16 protein-coding genes are annotated in these 16,643 nt (G+C 58.4%); 11 read left to right on the top strand and 5 right to left on the bottom strand.

Features of this window, described 5'->3' with window-relative positions; translation table 11 throughout:
* Positions 1–52 precede the first annotated feature (52 nt).
* Positions 53–553, bottom strand: coding sequence for a Fur family transcriptional regulator (locus HNR46_RS01260; protein WP_184015020.1), 501 nt, complete (start codon positions 551–553; stop codon positions 53–55).
* Positions 554–675: 122 nt separating this feature from the next.
* Between HNR46_RS01260 and HNR46_RS01255 the strand changes: the two genes are divergently transcribed.
* The 10 genes from HNR46_RS01255 to HNR46_RS01210 all read left to right on the top strand — a co-directional run bounded on the left by HNR46_RS01255 (position 676) and on the right by HNR46_RS01210 (position 9,613).
* On the top strand, positions 676–1,131 hold the full coding sequence (locus HNR46_RS01255; RefSeq protein WP_184015018.1) for a hypothetical protein: 456 nt from the start codon (positions 676–678) through the stop codon (positions 1,129–1,131).
* A 68-nt stretch (positions 1,132–1,199) separates the two neighbouring features.
* Complete coding sequence (locus tag HNR46_RS01250) at positions 1,200–1,895, top strand: MotA/TolQ/ExbB proton channel family protein (RefSeq protein WP_184015016.1); 696 nt, start codon at positions 1,200–1,202, stop codon at positions 1,893–1,895.
* Positions 1,892–2,314: an ExbD/TolR family protein gene (locus HNR46_RS01245; protein WP_184015014.1), complete on the top strand. Its 423-nt coding sequence runs from the start codon at positions 1,892–1,894 to the stop codon at positions 2,312–2,314. Before HNR46_RS01250 ends, HNR46_RS01245 begins: the two co-directional genes overlap by 4 nt.
* Entirely contained in the window at positions 2,314–3,057 is a 744-nt protein-coding gene (locus HNR46_RS01240) for a hypothetical protein (protein WP_184015012.1), read from the top strand. Before HNR46_RS01245 ends, HNR46_RS01240 begins: the two co-directional genes overlap by 1 nt.
* On the top strand, positions 3,054–3,296 hold the full coding sequence (locus HNR46_RS01235) for a hypothetical protein (RefSeq protein ID WP_184015010.1): 243 nt from the start codon (positions 3,054–3,056) through the stop codon (positions 3,294–3,296). Before HNR46_RS01240 ends, HNR46_RS01235 begins: the two co-directional genes overlap by 4 nt.
* Before the next feature lie 60 nt (positions 3,297–3,356).
* Entirely contained in the window at positions 3,357–4,607 is a 1,251-nt protein-coding gene (fabF, locus tag HNR46_RS01230; protein ID WP_184015008.1) for a beta-ketoacyl-ACP synthase II, read from the top strand.
* 121 nt (positions 4,608–4,728) lie between these two features.
* The gene (gcvT, locus tag HNR46_RS01225; protein ID WP_184015006.1) at positions 4,729–5,817 is read left to right on the top strand and encodes a glycine cleavage system aminomethyltransferase GcvT; all 1,089 of its coding nucleotides are present in this window, start codon (positions 4,729–4,731) and stop codon (positions 5,815–5,817) included.
* 14 nt (positions 5,818–5,831) lie between these two features.
* Entirely contained in the window at positions 5,832–6,209 is a 378-nt protein-coding gene (gene gcvH, locus HNR46_RS01220) for a glycine cleavage system protein GcvH (protein ID WP_184015004.1), read from the top strand.
* Between the two features lie 69 nt (positions 6,210–6,278).
* A complete protein-coding gene (gcvP, locus tag HNR46_RS01215; RefSeq protein ID WP_184015002.1) occupies positions 6,279–9,113 on the top strand; it encodes an aminomethyl-transferring glycine dehydrogenase in 2,835 nt (944 codons plus the stop codon).
* The gene (locus HNR46_RS01210) at positions 9,110–9,613 is read left to right on the top strand and encodes an 8-oxo-dGTP diphosphatase (protein ID WP_184015000.1); all 504 of its coding nucleotides are present in this window, start codon (positions 9,110–9,112) and stop codon (positions 9,611–9,613) included. Before gcvP ends, HNR46_RS01210 begins: the two co-directional genes overlap by 4 nt.
* A 119-nt stretch (positions 9,614–9,732) precedes the next feature.
* Here the strand turns inward: HNR46_RS01210 and HNR46_RS01205 are convergent, their stop codons facing one another.
* The 4 genes from HNR46_RS01205 to ftsY all read right to left on the bottom strand — a co-directional run bounded on the left by HNR46_RS01205 (position 9,733) and on the right by ftsY (position 13,139).
* Positions 9,733–10,065 (bottom strand): hypothetical protein, encoded by a 333-nt coding sequence (locus HNR46_RS01205; RefSeq protein ID WP_184014998.1) that lies wholly within the window; start codon positions 10,063–10,065, stop codon positions 9,733–9,735.
* Positions 10,066–10,150: 85 nt separating this feature from the next.
* Complete coding sequence (locus HNR46_RS20775; RefSeq protein WP_246417848.1) at positions 10,151–11,260, bottom strand: HAD-IB family phosphatase; 1,110 nt, start codon at positions 11,258–11,260, stop codon at positions 10,151–10,153.
* Positions 11,257–12,288: a beta-ketoacyl synthase N-terminal-like domain-containing protein gene (locus HNR46_RS01190; RefSeq protein ID WP_184014996.1), complete on the bottom strand. Its 1,032-nt coding sequence runs from the start codon at positions 12,286–12,288 to the stop codon at positions 11,257–11,259. The genes HNR46_RS20775 and HNR46_RS01190 overlap by 4 nt, the downstream gene beginning before the upstream one ends.
* The gene (gene ftsY / locus HNR46_RS01185) at positions 12,288–13,139 is read right to left on the bottom strand and encodes a signal recognition particle-docking protein FtsY (protein WP_184014994.1); all 852 of its coding nucleotides are present in this window, start codon (positions 13,137–13,139) and stop codon (positions 12,288–12,290) included. The genes HNR46_RS01190 and ftsY overlap by 1 nt, the downstream gene beginning before the upstream one ends.
* 112 nt (positions 13,140–13,251) lie before the next feature.
* Between ftsY and HNR46_RS01180 the strand changes: the two genes are divergently transcribed.
* Positions 13,252–16,635: a DUF7133 domain-containing protein gene (locus HNR46_RS01180; RefSeq protein WP_184014992.1), complete on the top strand. Its 3,384-nt coding sequence runs from the start codon at positions 13,252–13,254 to the stop codon at positions 16,633–16,635.
* Positions 16,636–16,643: the final 8 nt, after the last annotated feature.

Raw genomic sequence — 16,643 nt, 5'->3', positions numbered from 1 at the left:
GCGGGCGGACGATGGGTGGTTTGTCCGCCGCTTGGAACAGAAAACTTGGAGACTATCGTTTGCGGGCTGGCAGTCGTTTGCGTGAGAGCCGCGCTTGGATGAGATTGGGACAGGATCCCTGGGTTCGAAGTTTTTCACAACAGGCCTCGATCTTGATGGTCTGGGACACCGGGCGGAAGCCCATGCGACGGGTGAGGCAGTCGTTGAGGAGATCCACATGGGAATCTTCAAACTCCAGGACCTTGCCGCAATCGATGCATACCAGGTGGTTATGGCTGGGCTTGTCGAGGAAATTGGGGTCGTAGGTCTTGGTGTCCCCGCCGAGGTCGATTTCTCGCAGGAGCTTGGCTTCGACCAAAAGGGCGATGGTCCGATAGACGGTGGCCCGAGAGGCGTTGATGTTATGCCGACGGACCCGGTCGAAGAGCTCTTCGGATGTGAAGTGTTCGTCCTCGGCGAAGGCGAGACGTACGATGGCATCCCGTTGAGGCGTGCGCCGCAGGCCTTTTTTGCGAATGAAATTGTCGAGCTTGGCGGCGGCGCCTTCGTCCATGGGGCGACACTAGGCGGGGACGGCGCGGCTCGGAAAGGCATTTCCCTGTGTGTTGGCGGGCGGAAGAGGATCTTCGTGCTTTCCGGATTGGCAATCGGCCACGGACGGCTTGAATGAGCCGCATGAAGCAATGGCGGCTCGTGGCAATGATGTCGATGATGGTGGTGTCCTGCGCGGCACCCCAAGCGCTGGAGGTGCGGTCGACCCATCTTCGCAATCTTGAAACTCCCTCTATGCAGGATGAGCCGATGGTCCGTGCTGAGCAGGAGAATCTCCTGCATGGCGCGATTGGATTGCGGGAACAGGAGCAGCGTCTTGGGCATTACTACGTGGTTCGCTGGAATGATGCTTCCCAGGGAGAGCCGGTGAAGGTGCTTTTTGAATTCCAGCAGGGGAGCACGGGGAGTCAAATTCACCGCCAAGAGGCTTCGTTCGATGCCTCCGAGACGTCGGGAAAGGCGGAGTTCGTGGTGAATGGGGATTCGTATTTGAAGGGCGGGCGAGTGCTGGCCTGGCAATGTCGACTGTTCCGTGGGGACCGGGAAATCGCCCGCCGTCGTTCGTATCTTTGGGAGTGATTCGTGGAGAATCTCCTCCGTATCAGCCCGGACTGGTCAAGTCGGGGCGCAATGCCTAAATTTTGGTCATGACACCTGAACTTCTGGATCCCCCCACGCTGGTCGAGAGCGGTGGGCCGATTGTCTTCCTCCAGATGGGGTTGGCGTTTTTCGGGGCCGTATTTGTGGTGGAACGGATGTTTTTCTTTCACCGTGCCCGGATCAATGTCGGGGATCTTTTGGTGGGTTTGTCGAATCATGCCCGTCGCAAGGCATTTGCCGAAGCTTTGCATGAGGCTGCGAGAGCCCCTGGGCCGGTGGCGCGAGTCGCGCATGCCGTGTTGCTCCGGCATCATCTTTCGCGGCCGGATTTGCGCGACGTCGCCCAGGAAGCGGGGCAGTTGGAGGTTCCGCGCATCGAGAAGAACCTGCGAGCGATTCTTGCCGTGGCGCTGATTGCGCCCTTGGCGGGGATGTTAGGGACCGTGATGGGGATTCTGGAGGTGTTTCAGGAACTCGGTGCGGGTGAGCAGGTCATGCCGGCCAGCGAGTTGGCGAAGGGGGTTTTTTTGGCACTTGTGACGACTGGATTCGGGTTGGCCATCGCCATTCCGGCCTATGTATTTTACCTCTACTTTGTGGGGCGGGCGAAGCGGCTCTTTCACCGCATCGAGCGCACGGGGATCGAGATGGTGAATATCATCTGCGATGCCCGGGCAGAGACGGGGATCGTGTCGATTCGTGACGAAATCGAGTCCCGTGAACGCCTGAATCGTCAGCGATGAAGCTCGTTTCGACCTTGCCTGAACGGATCGGATTCTTGCACGCGATCCCGGTGCTGGATTTGTTCACGTTGCTGCTATTGGCGTTGCTGATGGGGCCCACGTTTTTGAATCAATCTGGCGTGCAGGTGGAGATGCCGGCTTCGCAATATCAGATTCCTCGGAATGCCGATGCCCGAGTGATCACGCTCACGGAAGGGGACCCGGTGGTCCTGTGGCTGGGGCGGGAGCGATTGAGCGAGCAGGATTTGGTGGCCCGTTTGAAGGAGCAAACCGGAGAAGGAGGGCCGATTCCTGTGGCTTACATCAAGACCGAACAGCGAATTCCTGCGGGGGTGGAGCGTCGCATCGCCGAGCAGGTTCTGAATGCTGGGTTTCGGGTGTATTTGCTGGGGGGGGCGAAAACAACGGAGGTTCCTTGATGTTTCGTCGTCGTATCACGCTTCAGAAACGCGACCGCGAGTCGGGGCTGGGCTTCAACTGGCGAGTGCCGGTGTCGAATACTATGTCGTTTCTGGTCGCCTTTTTCTTGGTGGGGTCGGCGGCCGTCATTTTGGCGGTGGGGGTGAAGGTGCGAATTGGCAAAGCACGGGCCGGCGGGGAGCGTCGGGCAGTGATGACATTGATTCCTACCAACGCCATGGGCGCGGCGCTTGAGCGGATGGCGAAGGATGCGGGTCCATATCCATTTCGAGAAGATGGGGAACGCCGAGAATCCCGATGGAGGCAAGAATCCCCATCGACCTGGGCGCCATCGGATCCGGACTATGTCCCAACTCTCGCGGCCATGAGCCTCGCCAAAGGGAATGAGCGTGACCTCATGGCCGCCAGCATCCAAATGTTGCCCCCCTTACCCGATCCGCTTCCCTTGCCCGAGATTCCCGTCGAGCGGACGACGGCGCTGAGCTTTCGCCTGATGGGTGGATCTGAGTCCGACAGCATTCAAGTGCCATCGCGAAGGGTGCCTGTTGCAGAGGCTGCAGGTTGGTTGGGGGAGCGTTATTTGATCGAGACAGGGGTGCAGGGGCAGGTGCTGACGGTGCAGGCGTTGGATCCGAGTGAAACGGCGTCTCGTGCGGTGGCTTGGCTTCTTAAGGGGCGTGTGGAAACCGAAAGTGCCACCCGCCATTGGTGGGTGGTCGAATGCATGCATGGTGACCGATGATCGAGATGGATTTTAGCGATCTGGTGGTGGGGTTGGTGGGAGGAGCGTTTCTCGCTGTGATCCTGTTCGCCATCCTTTCGAGATCGAAGCACGCCAAGACCGAACGCAAAGCTTTGGAGAAAAAAGCGGTGTGTCGGCTGTGTCTCGCAGTTTTCGAGGTGGACGGCCGATTTGACGAGCACCACTGCCCGCAATGTCACGCCTCGACTGGACAGGAGGGACCGACACCTTTGGGATGAGACTTGCCAAATCCTCCTGAGGCGATCTAAGGACGGCAAACCGAGAGGGCACTGAGCATGATGAGCGAGAGACGAGTTGTGATCACCGGAGTGGGCTGCGTCAGCCCACTGGGTAACGATGCGGAATCGACCTGGGCAGGGATGAAAGAGGGACGCAGTGGCATTGCCCGCATCACCCACCTGGATCCGACCCCATACAACTGCCACATCGCGGGCGAGGTGAAGGATTTCAACGCCGAGCAGTATTTCAAGAATCCGAAAGACGCTCGTCGCGCAGATCGCTACGTCCAGTTGGCCGTAGCGGCCGCACGGATGGCGCTCGATCACTCGGGCTTGGAGGCCGTAGAAGGTCTCGATCGGACGCGGGTTGGTGCCATTGTGAGCAGTGGCATCGGGGGCTTGGGAACGCTCGAGAACGAGCACTCCAAGTTGGTGATCAAAGAAGGCGCCAAGGTTTCGCCTTTCCTGATTCCCATGATGATCGCCAACATTGCGAGTGGCGTTTTCTCAATGGAATTCGGCTTGGGTGGACCGAACATGGCGATCGTCACGGCGTGTGCGACCTCCAACAACTCGATTGGAGAAGCTTGGCGGATCATCAAGTTTGGGGATGCCGATGCGATGGTCGCCGGTGGCGCAGAGGCGAGCATTCTTCCTTGCGGCCTCGCAGGCTTTGGCAGCATGAAGGCCCTGAGCACTCGCAATGACGATCCTGAGCGGGCTTCGCGCCCGTTTGACAAAGATCGCGATGGATTTGTGATGGGAGAAGGTGCCGGGGTGGTGGTTCTCGAAGAACTCGAATACGCCAAGCGCCGCGGCGCGAACATCATCGCCGAATTGGCGGGCTATGGTGCCAGCGCGGATGCCTATCACCTCAGCGCACCCTCACCGGATGGTTCCGGTCCTGCTCGTGCGATGGAAATGGCAATGCGCCACGCGGGAGTGAATCCGGAGGATGTCGACTATCTCAATGCCCATGCCACTTCGACGGGTCTGGGAGATATCGCCGAGGTGAAGGCGATCAAACGGGCCTTCGGGGATCGGGTGCAGAATGGCCTTAAGGTCAGTTCGACCAAATCGATGACGGGCCACATGTTAGGAGCCGCTGGCGGGGCAGAACTGCTGGCCTGCCTGATGGCGATTCGTGACGGCGTCATTCCTCCGACGATCAATGTCGAGAACCAAGACCCAGAATGCGATCTGGACTGCGTTCCGAATGTCGCCATCGAAAAGCAGGTGGAGGTGGCCTTGAGCAACAGCTTCGGCTTTGGTGGCCACAATGCATCCTTGTTGGTGAAGCGATACGTTTGATCCTACGCAGCGTTTCTTATGCGGAGAAGCTCGACGGTGACGTCGGGCTTTTTTCGTATGCGGAGGCCGCAAAGCCCCGGTTCCATTGACTTTTTCAAGTCGGCTCACCACTTTTGCCGCCGTGTCCGACGAATTGCTCTGTTCTCCTCTGGAAGATCTCCACCTCGAACTCGGCGGGCGTTTGGTCCCCTTTGCCGGGTGGAACATGCCTGTGATGTATTCCTCGATCTTAACCGAACACCAAGCGGTGAGGTCGGCGGTCGGTGTTTTTGACATTTCCCACATGGGACAATTTGTTGTCACGGGTGCGGATGCGGGAAGTTGGCTGAATGGCCTCCTCGCGAATGACCTTGGCAAGTTGAGCGACGGCACCGGGCAGTACACTTTCTTGCTGAATGAGCAGGGTGGGGTGATTGACGATTTGATTGTCTATCGGGAATCTCCCGAGCGGTATTTTCTGGTGGTGAATGCGTCGAAAGTGGCGGAAGACGCCTCCTGGATGACCTCCCATTTGCAAGGAGAGGTGGAGTTTTCGGATGAAAGCTCCCAGTGGGCCGGGATGGCCATTCAGGGCCCTGAGGCTTCGGCTGCGTTTGCCAGCGCATTTCCTGGGGAAGAGCTACCATCGCGCAACGGACTGGCACGGTTGGCGGATGGATCGATCGTCTGCCGAACCGGTTATACCGGCGAAGATGGATTCGAGCTGTTTTGTGCGAGCGAGTCGGCGTGTGCGATTTTTCAGCGATTCATGGAGGCGGGAGCCACGCCTTGTGGACTGGGTGCCCGCGATAGTTTGCGCCTGGAGATGGGATATCCACTGAATGGCAGCGATCTCTCTCCGGAGCGGACGCCCCTTGAGGCCGGACTTGGATTTTTTGTCGCGTTGGACAAGGGCGATTTTGTCGGGCGAGACGCCATGGTGGCGCAGAAGAAAGAGGGTCTGGATCAGCGACTTGTCGGGATTGAATATCTTGAAAAAGGTGCTCCGCCACGCTCTCATTATCCGGTGACGGATGCTGATGGTGAAGTGCTGGGAGAGTTGGCCAGCGGGGTGCTTTCACCGAGCCTCGGAAAGGGGATCGGAATGGCCTACTTGCCCATCGCGTTCACGAAACCGGGCACCGAGGTCTGGATTGATGTTCGAGGCCGCCGCTTTCCCGCCCAAGTTGTTAAGAAGCCTTTTTACAAACCAACCACCATCCCGGCCTAAGCCAAATATAGCCAATGAATGTTCCTGATGACCTGCGATTCCAAAGCTCCCACGAATGGGTCCGCCTTGAGGGCGATACAGCCGTGGTGGGCATCTCCGACCACGCGCAGGAGGAGTTGACGGACGTGGTCTTTGTCGAGCTGCCGCAAATGGGTCGAGCGGTGGATGCCGGCGATCCGACGGCCGTGGTCGAATCGGTGAAAGCTGCAAGTGATATCTACGCCCCGATCTCCGGAGAAGTCATCGAGGTCAATGATGCGGTTGAGGCCGATCCCTCCCTGGTCAATACCGATCCTTATGGTTCGGGATGGATCTTCAAACTGAAGATCAAAGATGCCTCTCAATTGGATGCTCTCTTGGATGCGGAAGGATACCGCGCCCTGATTGGATGAAGGCTTGAACCTGGATTTCGCCGCGACCCCGTCCATCCGGGGTGGCGGCTTTTTGTTTCCACCACCGACATGTCCCTGCACGACACATTTGCCACTCGGCACCTCGGTTCCATCGGAGCCGATCGCGCTTCCCTTCTGGAAGCCACTGGATTCGAAACTCTTGACGCCCTGATCGACCGAGCGGTGCCGAATTCGATCCGGTCGACACGGCCGCTTGATCTGCCTGGCCCGCTTTCTGAAACGGCTGCTTTGCATCAACTCCGCGGTATCATGAGCCGCAACCAGGTGCTGAAGAGCTTCATTGGCCAAGGCTACTACGGCACATGGGTACCTGGCGTGATTCAGCGCAACATTCTGGAGAATCCCGGTTGGTATACGGCCTACACGCCGTATCAGGCTGAGATTGCCCAAGGTCGATTGGAGGCGCTGTTGAACTTCCAGACGATGGTGACGAGTCTTACCGGCTTGCCCGTTGCCAATGCTTCCTTGTTGGATGAGGGCACTGCAGCCGCGGAAGCCATGAGCTTGGCCCTCTCCGGAAAGCCCAAGGGAAAGGTGATGTTTGTTTCTGACGCCTGCCACCCGCAGACGGTCGATGTGGTGCGGACTCGCGCGGAGCCCCTGGGCATCGAAATTGTGTCAGGAGATTGGCGGAGTTTCGAACCCAGCCAGGTCGAAGGCTTCTTCGCCGCCTTGGTCCAATATCCGGATACTTGCGGAGAAGTGTGTGATTTCGCGAGCTTCTTTGAGAAAGTGCACGCGGCCCAGGGTTTGGCCGTGGTGGCCGCAGATTTGTTGGCCCTCACCTTACTCAAGGCTCCGGGCGAGTTCGGCGCAGATATTTGCCTGGGGAGCAGCCAGCGCTTGGGTGTCCCGATGGGCTTTGGCGGTCCTCATGCCGCCTTCATGGCGTGCTCGGATGCCCTGAAACGTAAGCTTCCAGGACGGATCATCGGGGTTTCCCACGACGACAAGGGACGTCCGGGCTTCCGCCTTTCTCTGCAGACTCGCGAGCAGCACATTCGCCGCGACAAGGCGACGTCCAATATCTGTACTGCACAGGTCCTACTGGCGGTGATGGCCTCGATGTATGCGGTCTACCATGGCCCCGAAGGACTCAAGAACATCGCCCAGCGCGTGCATTCCCTCACCGGAGCCCTCAAGGCTGCTTTGGTGAACGGCGGGCTGAAGGTCACGACCGAGCAGTTTTTCGACACTTTGGTCGTTGAGGTGCCCCAAAGCGACACGGTGGTCCGGATGGCGGCGCTCGAAGGATACAATTTGCGTCGGTTGGACGAAGGTCGAGTGGGGATCAGTCTGGACGAGACGACCTTGGCTGAGGATTTGAAGCCGATTTGTCGTGCTCTGGGCGTGGAATACGTCGATCTCGAACCGGCAGCGGGCGGTTGGGAAGCCTCCTTGGCTCGCGAGTCCGAGATTCTGACCCAGCAGGTCTTCAACCGCTATCACACGGAGACGGAGATGCTTCGCTATATCAAGCGTCTTGAGTCCAAGGATCTGGCACTCAATGAGTCGATGATTCCTTTGGGGTCTTGTACGATGAAGCTTAATGCGACTTCCGAGATGCTGCCTCTGAGTTGGGCGGAAGTGGGCTCGATTCACCCCTTCGTTCCTGCGGAACAAAGTGAGGGGTATCGCGAGATGTTGAATCAATTGGAAGGTTGGCTGGCTGAGATCACCGGGTTTGCGGGAGTTTCCCTCCAACCCAATGCGGGATCTCAAGGAGAGTATGCCGGTTTGCTGGCGATTCGCCGCTATCACCTCGATCGCGGTGATCATCAGCGAGACGTTTGCCTGATTCCCCTTTCGGCACATGGTACCAATCCGGCGTCGGCAGTGATGGCGGGGATGAAAGTGGTGGGGGTGAAATGCGATGATGAGGGAAATATCGATGTGGCCGATCTGCAGAAGCAGATCGACGCTCATGCTGATCGGGTCTCTGCGCTGATGGTGACCTATCCTTCGACTCACGGTGTGTTTGAGGACACGATCATCGACATTTGCGAGCGTGTGCATGCGGCTGGTGGCCAAGTCTACATGGATGGTGCCAACATGAATGCTCAGGTGGGTTTGACGAGCCCTGGGCATATTGGGGCGGATGTCTGTCACTTGAACCTCCACAAGACTTTCTGCATCCCACACGGGGGTGGAGGGCCGGGGGTAGGACCGATCGGAGTGGCCGCGCATCTCCTGCCGTATCTTCCGGGTCACGAAACTTTGGCGGACACTGCAGGAACCGTGTGTTCCGCGGCTTGGGGTAGCGCATCCATCAACACCATTTCGTGGATGTACATCATCATGATGGGGGCGGAGGGGCTGACGGAAGCGACCCAAGTGGCGATCCTCAATGCGAACTACGTGGCAAGCCGCTTGAAGCATCATTTCCCGATTCTTTACACGGGTCAGGACGGTTTGGTGGCGCACGAGTGCATCATCGACGTCCGCCCGCTTTCGGCGAAATCCGGGATCACCGTGGAAGATGTCGCCAAGCGGCTCATGGATTATGGCTATCATGCACCGACAATGAGCTGGCCTGTTGCGGGAACCCTGATGATTGAGCCGACCGAATCGGAATCGAAGATGGAATTGGATCGATTCTGCGATGCCATGGTCTCCATTCACGGTGAGATCATGGCGGTGGTCAATGGTGAGGCGGATGCTCAAGACAACGTCCTCAAGAACGCCCCGCACCCGGCAGAAGACGTTTGTTCGGACGATTGGGGGCACTCCTATAGCAGAGAGCAGGCTGCTTATCCGCTGCCTGGACAACGCCAACACAAGTTTTGGCCTTCGATTGGGCGTATCGACAACGTGGCCGGCGACCGAAATTTGGTATGCACCTGCGATAGTGTGGAAGCCTACGCAGCCGCCTCTGCTGGATGATGGAAGCGGCTCCGATGGATTGGGCAATTTGGTCCGCCCCGGTTCACGCGACATTGATGTTCGTGATCCGGGACGGTCAGATCCTATTGATTGAGAAGAAGCGAGGCCTGGGAGCAGGGAAGATCAATGGTCCCGGGGGCAAGATCGATCCCGGAGAGTCCCCGTTGGAGTGCGCTCTCCGGGAAACGGAAGAAGAGCTGAGAATCCGAGTTCTTGAGCCCCGGAAGCTCGGGGAGCTGCATTTTTCGATGTCTGACTTCCCTGATATCCTGTGCCATGTTTACCGCGCCGAGGACTTCACGGGCACCCCTGAGGAAACGGAGGAGGCGGTACCGCTATGGGTGCCGATCGAGGAGATTCCCTATGAGAGAATGTGGAGCGACGATCGCTTTTGGCTCCCGCTGCTCTTAATGGAGCAGACATTTTTGGGTCGATTCGTCTTCCAAGGTGAAGAGCTGGTCTGGCGGGAAGTGACCGAAGGGGTGACGATTCCGGACTGATTTTTTAAATTTCCCGGAAGGGGAAGGAGATGAATCTAAAAAGACACCCCGTGACCGCGGAGGGGCGGCGACGGGGTGCGTGTGGGTGTCCCGGGGGAAGTTGTGAAGACGGGGGAAGGTTAGAGTGATCCCTTGAGGGCTTCGAATTGGGCCCGAAGCTTTTCAAGTTCCTTCTCTTTCCGTGCAATCTCACCATGGAGGTCCTGAAGCTTTGCGAGCTTCTTGGTAATGGAACCTCCCACAGAAGCCGTCGACTTACCGGTTGGGACGGAATCCGACTTCTTCAGCCATCCGGAGATGGTCAAAGGTGAGATTTTGAATTTTTTGGAAGCAGCCGATTGTCCACCACGTCCCTTCGATGAGTTGATCTCGTTGACGTAATCGACCACCTCTTGCTTTTCAGCATCGGTGTAGCGTTTTCCTTTGTTGTTCTTAGCGGTTTTGGTGCTCATTGCGGGCCAACGATAAGTGGCGATATCGCACTGTGCAAGAGTCTTTGTTAGCTTGTGGGATAAGTCAGGACATCCAAATAACACATCAGGGAAGTGCGTCGAATGGGAAATCTGACATACTGGATATGTAGTAGTCGGCCTGTTCTTGGACGGCTTTTCGGACCACAACACCCCCAAAACCAATGAACAAATCGCATTCCTGGCGACTCTCCAAATCGGAGATTCCATCGCCGACCATGATGGTGTGAGCTGCGTGAGTGGCGATACGCCAGTCTTTGATTATCTGGGGTTTGCCCCCGTTGCGGGTGGTGGGGTAATCTCTGCCGTAGTCGAGGTATTCTCCGTGATTGTCGAAGACTAAAGGGACGGCTTCGACATGTTCGATACCTAGGGCGGAAGCGAGGGGTTCGATGAGTGGTTTGAAGCCTCCTGAGAGGATGATAACGGTCCAATCATCCGCCTGAAGACGACGAATGACCTCTGTGACACCTTCGGTAAGGGTCTCTACGTAAGTTTGTGCGATCTGATCACAAAGTGCCTTGTTGGGGCGAATGATCTCCATCCGGCGTGGGAAAACTTCATGAATAGGAACTTCACCATTCATGGCGGCATGGGTGAGAGCTTCGACCTCGGCAAAGGTCTCAGGCCCCTGAGCTCGGGCGAGTTCGTCGATGCCCTCGATGGTAGACAGGGTCGAATCGCAGTCGAAGAAGATGAGCTTTCTTTGCATAAGAGAGGGAGGGTGGATGATGACGGGGGTGTTCACTGGGACGCGGTCGAACAGTTCGACAACGTCAGCATTCGCCATTCGGATGCATCCATGACTCGCAGGGTGGCCGAGTCGGGATTCCTGGTGGGTGCCGTGGATGTAGATGAAGCGTCCGTGGGTATTGGCATTGTCGGCATCTAGACCATCGAGCCAGAGGATACGGGAGAGGATGGGGTCTCCGGCTTCAGTGTTGTCCCAAATGCCGACGGGGAGTCGACTGATGAATCGAGTGTGGAGGGCACAGCCCTCGCCGATTTTTTCGGAGATAACAAATCTACCGGTGGGAGTTCTCAGACTCCCGGTCTGACACCCTTGTCCTCGGGCCGCTGTGGAGACGGGCCATGAACGGAGGAGTTGATCGTCCTCGAAAAGGTCCATCCGCTGGTGGTCGATGGAGACTTCGAGGTGGAGCTTTGGAAATGTCATGAGCGCCGAATCCAAGCGCAAGAATGCTTTCCGCCCAAGGCGGAAGCAATTTTAAGGAGAGAAGAGGCAGCGGGGAGGAGCTCAAGTCCGAGCACGACTTCGATCAGCGCGGAAGCGCCGACGCAGTGACCGGTCGCCTGTTTGAAGGTAGCCAGATGAAGAGCTTGTGACCATGCGGCTTCAATGGCTTGGGTTTCATGGATTTTATGTTTCGCCGTTCCGCTGGCGTGAGGAACGAGAAGGTCGGGTTTGCCGTGGCGTGAGGCGAGCCCGGCGAGGGCCTCCGCGAGGAGGGGAAGGGGGCGGTTGCCTCCAAAACGCGCTTCGGGCTCAGAAAGTGAGAGCATTTCCACGAGTTCGGGTCCTTCTCCCGAGGGGGTCGATTCCAGGCAGAGAGCGGCGGCACCTTCGGATGGGTGCATGCCCAGTCCGCCTCCGTGGGCGAGGATTCCGGCCGTGTCGTAGTCCTGAAGGATGGAATGGGTGAGGGGGAGATCGGCCGCGACGACTAGGGCCCGCTGAGCTTCCCCTGACCGGAGCCAGACGGAGGCCAGGTGAAGCGCATCCAGGCCGGCGCAACAGCCGCTGGAGACCGTTTGCCATGGGGCATGAGTGCCCCATTCTGAGCTGATTGCCGCCGCAGGTTCCGCGGGTAACGAGTTGCTGGCGGTCATGAGAGGAGTCGGGCGGCGACCTGGCCAAGGTTCCCGGACGCCAGCTACGGATCCTCGGCTGGTGGCAAAAAAGATGGGCACGTCATGAAGGTCGCGCCAGCCTGAGGAGGCGACGGCCTGTTGGGCCACGATCAGGGCGGCCATGGAAAGGGGAGACCAGATGCGGTGGGCCAAACGCGAGCGGTCCTGAATCCAGCCCGCTTGGAGATCGCTGAAGTCGGCAGGCGATCCGTCGAGTTCAGCGAGGGGGCGCAATCCGGATTGGCCTTTCTGCACAGCCGCAGCCTGAACGGCGAGGTCATCGCCGAGGCAGGTGAGGCAAGCGGTGCCGCGGATGGTCAGAGAAGGGGCCATCAGATCATGTCCTCAAGGAACCGGGCACGTTGGAAAAGGGCGAAGTCCGCTGGTTCTTCACCCGTGCCGAGAAAGCGGGGAGGAATCCCGAGTTGCTCGTGAATGGCCACCGCGACGCCGCCTTTGCCAGAGCCATCCATTTTGGTGAGGATGAAGCCGTCGAGGGGCGAGGCTTTGTGAAATTCCTTGGCTTGCTGGAGGGCATTGCTACCGGTGGAAGCGTCCAATACCAACAGGGTCAGGTGCGGTGCGGCGGGATCCTGTTTGGCAAGAGTTCGGCGGATTTTTGAGAGCTCCTCCATCAGGTTGTGACGATTGTGGAGCCGGCCTGCGGTGTCGCAGATGAGGTATCGTGCGCCGTCGCGAATGGCCTGCTGGTGGGCATTGAAGCAGACGGAGGAGGGGTCGGCGTTCGCGGGCCCCGTGATGACGGGGATGTCGAGACGTTGCCCCCAGCGGAGGAGTTGCTCGGTTGCGGCCGCCCGGAAGGTATCGGCCGCGGCGAGGTAGGTGAGAGATCCGCGACGTTGCAGCCAATGAGCGAGTTTGGCGCAGGTGGTGGTTTTGCCGACGCCGTTGACGCCGACGATGAGGAAGACGAAGGGCTTGTCGGAGCTGGGAGGAAGGGGGGGAGGGAGATCGGGAGGGAGGCGTTGAGCAAGGTGTTGACGGGTGATTTCGACCACGTCGTCAGCAGTGATTTGGCGGCCGAGATCGCGCAGTTCCTCGACCAAGCTCATGGCCAAACGGGGTCCGAGGTCGGCGGCGACGAGGGAGGCTTCCAAATCGTCCCAGTCGATCTCGGCGGTGTTGGAGAACCGATTGTAAAGAGAGCGGAGAAATCCAGCCATGGCGGCGGGTTTCTAGGGCTGGATGAGAGTGGGGGCAAGGGTTTCGCACGACTTGACGGAAACGAAGGACAGACGTTGCCAGCGGGCTCCGGATCTTTATGGTGCCGACGTGATGTTGAGATGCGCGATGTTGGTCACGCTGGCTGCCGTAGCTCGTGGAGCGACGACGGACCTAACGGCGAGTGCGGAAGTGCCGGGGCTTTCTCTGCCGGAAGGTGCGACGGCTCAAGTGGTGGCTACCCACGAGAATCAAGGAGTTACCTCGCCGACGGCAATTTCCCAAGATGTTCAGGGACGGTGGTATGTGGCGGAGACCCATCGCTTCCGATTCGGTGTGGAGGACAATCGCAATCACGAGTACTGGCTGGAGGATGATGTTGCCTCCAGGACCACTGCGGATCGCTTGAAGCTGATCGAGAAGTGGCTTCACAAGTTTCCTGAGGGGTATTTTACGGCGAAAACCGAGCGGATCCGGATTTTAGCGGATCCCGATGAGCAGGGAGTTTTCGCGCGATCGGAGGTTTTTGCAGAGGACTTCGATGAACCCCTCGATGGAACGGCGGCGGGTATCTTTGCTTATGACAAGGCTGTCTACTTTGCCTGCATTCCGAAGATCACGGTTCTGGAAGATAGCGATGGGGATTTGAAGTCTGACCGTCGCAAGGTGCTGCAGGACGGATTTGGGGTGAAGGTGTCGCTATCTGGACACGACTTGAATGGATTTGTGTTGGGTCCGGATGGTCGGATCTGGGGGACGGTGGGAGACCGTGGCTTTGCGATCACGACACGCGAAGGGCGGCGATACGATTTTCCTGATCAGGGGGCGGTGTTTCGGTTCGATCCAGATGGGACCCATTTTGAAGTGGTCCATACGGGCCTGCGGAATCCCAAGGAACTTGCTTTTGATGTGCATGGGAATCCGATCACGGTCGACAACAACGCAGATCAAGGGGATCGGGCGCGGGTGGTGTATGTGGTCGATGGTGGGGATTCGGGGTGGCGGATGGGTCACCAGGTGTTGATGAGTTTTGGAGGTCCGGTGGGAGTTGGGCCTGATGTGGCCTCTGCTTGGATGACGGAAAAGTCCTGGCAAACGGCCAATGACGATCAGCCTGCCTATTTGGTTCCTCCCGTGGGGTATTTGACGAACGGGCCTTCGGGCCTCGACTACTATCCGGGGACGGGTTTCCTGGAATCCGAGAAAGGGCGATTCGTGGTTTGCGACTACACGGCGACGCCTGCGGGATCGGGACTGTGGTCGTTCCGCGTTGATGAAAAGGGTGCCGGCATGTCTTTGGCGGAGCCGCGGAAACTGGTGTGGGGGGTGACGGCTACCGACGTCTCTTATGCTTGGAACGGCAGCATGATGGTTTCCGATTTTGCGGGAGGCTGGACCTCCCATGAAGAGGGTCGGCTGGTGAAAATTTCTGCTCAGGATCCTTATCTGGCGGATGCGGCTGAGGAGGTGGCCCGAGCGATGCGGGAGGGCCTGGAAACGGTGGCACCGGATCAATTGGCGGCTTGGTTGCGCCATCCTGACATGCGTCTCAGAATCCGGGCGCAACTGGAGTTGACGCGTCGGCCGGAAGGTCCAGCCCTTTTGGTCACGGCGGCGATGAAGGGGGAAGGCTTGGAGCGGCTGCATGGGATTTGGGGATTGGGCGTGATCATGCGTCGGGGTGCGGTGGCGGATACTCCGGTGATGGATGATCATGATTTCGAGGATCTGCCCCGGACGTCAGGAGTTCAGCAATTCCTGCCCGTTTTTCAGAAGCTTTTGGCGGACCCGGACGCTGAAGTTCGGGCGCAGGCGGTCAAAGTTCTCGGAGAGGTTGGCGGTGTCTCCGATCTTGCGAATTTTGGTTCGTTGATTCTCGGGGACGATCCACGTGGACAGTTTTTCGGAACGATTGCTGCGGGTCGCTCGTTGGCGCTGGGCAGCATGACTTTTATTTGGCAAATGTTGGCCAAACACGGCGAGGAGGATGCCTATCTGCGGCATGCGGGAGCCTATGCGTTGTCGATGATTTCGACTGATGAGCAGTTGGTGACCTTGGCGCGAAGGGACGAGGTGGGGCTGCGGTTGGCGGCGGTGGTGGCTTTGGGGCGAAAGGGTTCTCCGAAGATCGAAGCCTTTCTTCAGGATGCGGACATGCGGGTGCTGAAGGAAGTGATTCGAATGATTCATGACCGGAACATCGAGTCGGCGCGGCCCTATCTGGCCAGTCGAGCGAGCAAAGGGATTCCCTATAACCTCGGAGAGATGACGTGGCGGCGACTGATTCACAATGCGCTGCATCTTGGGACCGAGCAGGAGCTGCGTTGGTTGGCGGCATTGCCTGCCGAACGGGGATTGCCTCTATCGGTGCGCCGCGAGGCTCTGCGGGTTCTCGAAATCTGGGATGCTCCGACTCCTATCGATGGAGCCAACGGTTCCTATGTGCCGGCGCGCACGGAGGGTCGAGTTGCCGTGGCCAGTGTGCTGGGTCCCATGGTGGATGAATTGACCCGAATCTCCCCGGAGATTTTGGAGCCCGCGATTCGCTTAATCGGGAAGTTGGGATTGGATGACTCGGATGTTTCCGCGCAAAGATGGTTGGAGATCGCTCAGGATTCCGAGCTTCCGGACGAAGCGCAAGAGGCCGCTTTGAAACGTTGGGTTCTGAAAAATCCTTCGGACCGAGACGCGAAGTTGGCGGAAATTGCGGCGGGCGAAGACGATGCATTGGCTCTTTCGGCACTTGCAGAGTTGGCAGAAATCTCACCGGAAATGGCTGCTGCGGGGGTTTCTCAAGGGGTGCTTTCCCCAAATCCTCGGCGCAAAAAAACCGCGTGGAAAATGGTGCCGGATGTGGGCGGTGAGGCCATGGAGACGTTGATTGTCGAAGGACTGAATCGATTGGCCGAAGCGGGTGGAAAAGATCCTGCGGGACTGGAGTTGTTGGACGCGGCCGATCAAATGAAGTCTCCGAAGGTTGATGCGGCTCTGGCGGACTTCTCCAAAAAGTTGGAGGACGGTGGCGAGCCTTTGGGAACCTGGATGGTGGCGTTGGAGGGAGGAAATGCGGAGCACGGGAAGCAGTTGTTTTTCAATGATGGTCGCGCCCAGTGTGCCCGATGCCACCGAATCGGTGGGGATTTCGGAGTGACTGAGGCGGGTCCCAATCTGGAAGGAGTCGCTGACCGTGGAGACCGGCGTTATTTGCTGGAATCGATCGTGAATCCGCAGGCGAAGGTCGCACCGGGTTTTGGCGTGGTGACGGTGACGCTGAAGGACGGCTCGGTGCTCGGAGGAGTCCTGATGAAGGAGGACAATGATCAAGTTGAAATCGATATGGCTGGGGAGCGGCGCATTCTGGATCGGGCGGATCTGGAATCCATGAGTGAGCCGATTTCGGCGATGCCGCCGATGGGCGCCATTTTGAATCGGGGTGAGATCCGCGATTTGGTGGAGTGGCTTGCGGTCCAGCACGGAAAGCGGGAGGGGGGACACTGAGAGTGTCG

This window comes from Haloferula luteola (assembly GCF_014201715.1).
Taxonomy (GTDB): domain Bacteria; phylum Verrucomicrobiota; class Verrucomicrobiia; order Verrucomicrobiales; family Akkermansiaceae; genus Haloferula; species Haloferula luteola.
This window is presented reverse-complemented; position numbering and strand designations above follow the sequence as displayed.

Excerpts from the sequence above, each read along its gene's own strand:
- gcvH (WP_184015004.1), top strand. The coding sequence starts at position 5,832 with ATGAATGTTCCTGATGACCTGCGATTCCAAAGCTCCCACGAATGGGTC.
- fabF (WP_184015008.1), top strand. The coding sequence starts at position 3,357 with ATGAGCGAGAGACGAGTTGTGATCACCGGAGTGGGCTGCGTCAGCCCA.
- HNR46_RS20775 (WP_246417848.1), bottom strand. The coding sequence starts at position 11,260 with ATGACATTTCCAAAGCTCCACCTCGAAGTCTCCATCGACCACCAGCGG.
- gcvP (WP_184015002.1), top strand. The coding sequence starts at position 6,279 with ATGTCCCTGCACGACACATTTGCCACTCGGCACCTCGGTTCCATCGGA.
- HNR46_RS01260 (WP_184015020.1), bottom strand. The coding sequence starts at position 553 with ATGGACGAAGGCGCCGCCGCCAAGCTCGACAATTTCATTCGCAAAAAA.
- HNR46_RS01245 (WP_184015014.1), top strand. The coding sequence starts at position 1,892 with ATGAAGCTCGTTTCGACCTTGCCTGAACGGATCGGATTCTTGCACGCG.
- ftsY (WP_184014994.1), bottom strand. The coding sequence starts at position 13,139 with ATGGCTGGATTTCTCCGCTCTCTTTACAATCGGTTCTCCAACACCGCC.
- HNR46_RS01235 (WP_184015010.1), top strand. The coding sequence starts at position 3,054 with ATGATCGAGATGGATTTTAGCGATCTGGTGGTGGGGTTGGTGGGAGGA.
- HNR46_RS01250 (WP_184015016.1), top strand. The coding sequence starts at position 1,200 with ATGACACCTGAACTTCTGGATCCCCCCACGCTGGTCGAGAGCGGTGGG.
- HNR46_RS01240 (WP_184015012.1), top strand. The coding sequence starts at position 2,314 with ATGTTTCGTCGTCGTATCACGCTTCAGAAACGCGACCGCGAGTCGGGG.
- HNR46_RS01190 (WP_184014996.1), bottom strand. The coding sequence starts at position 12,288 with ATGGCCCCTTCTCTGACCATCCGCGGCACCGCTTGCCTCACCTGCCTC.
- HNR46_RS01255 (WP_184015018.1), top strand. The coding sequence starts at position 676 with ATGAAGCAATGGCGGCTCGTGGCAATGATGTCGATGATGGTGGTGTCC.
- HNR46_RS01210 (WP_184015000.1), top strand. The coding sequence starts at position 9,110 with ATGATGGAAGCGGCTCCGATGGATTGGGCAATTTGGTCCGCCCCGGTT.
- HNR46_RS01180 (WP_184014992.1), top strand. The coding sequence starts at position 13,252 with ATGTTGAGATGCGCGATGTTGGTCACGCTGGCTGCCGTAGCTCGTGGA.
- HNR46_RS01205 (WP_184014998.1), bottom strand. The coding sequence starts at position 10,065 with ATGAGCACCAAAACCGCTAAGAACAACAAAGGAAAACGCTACACCGAT.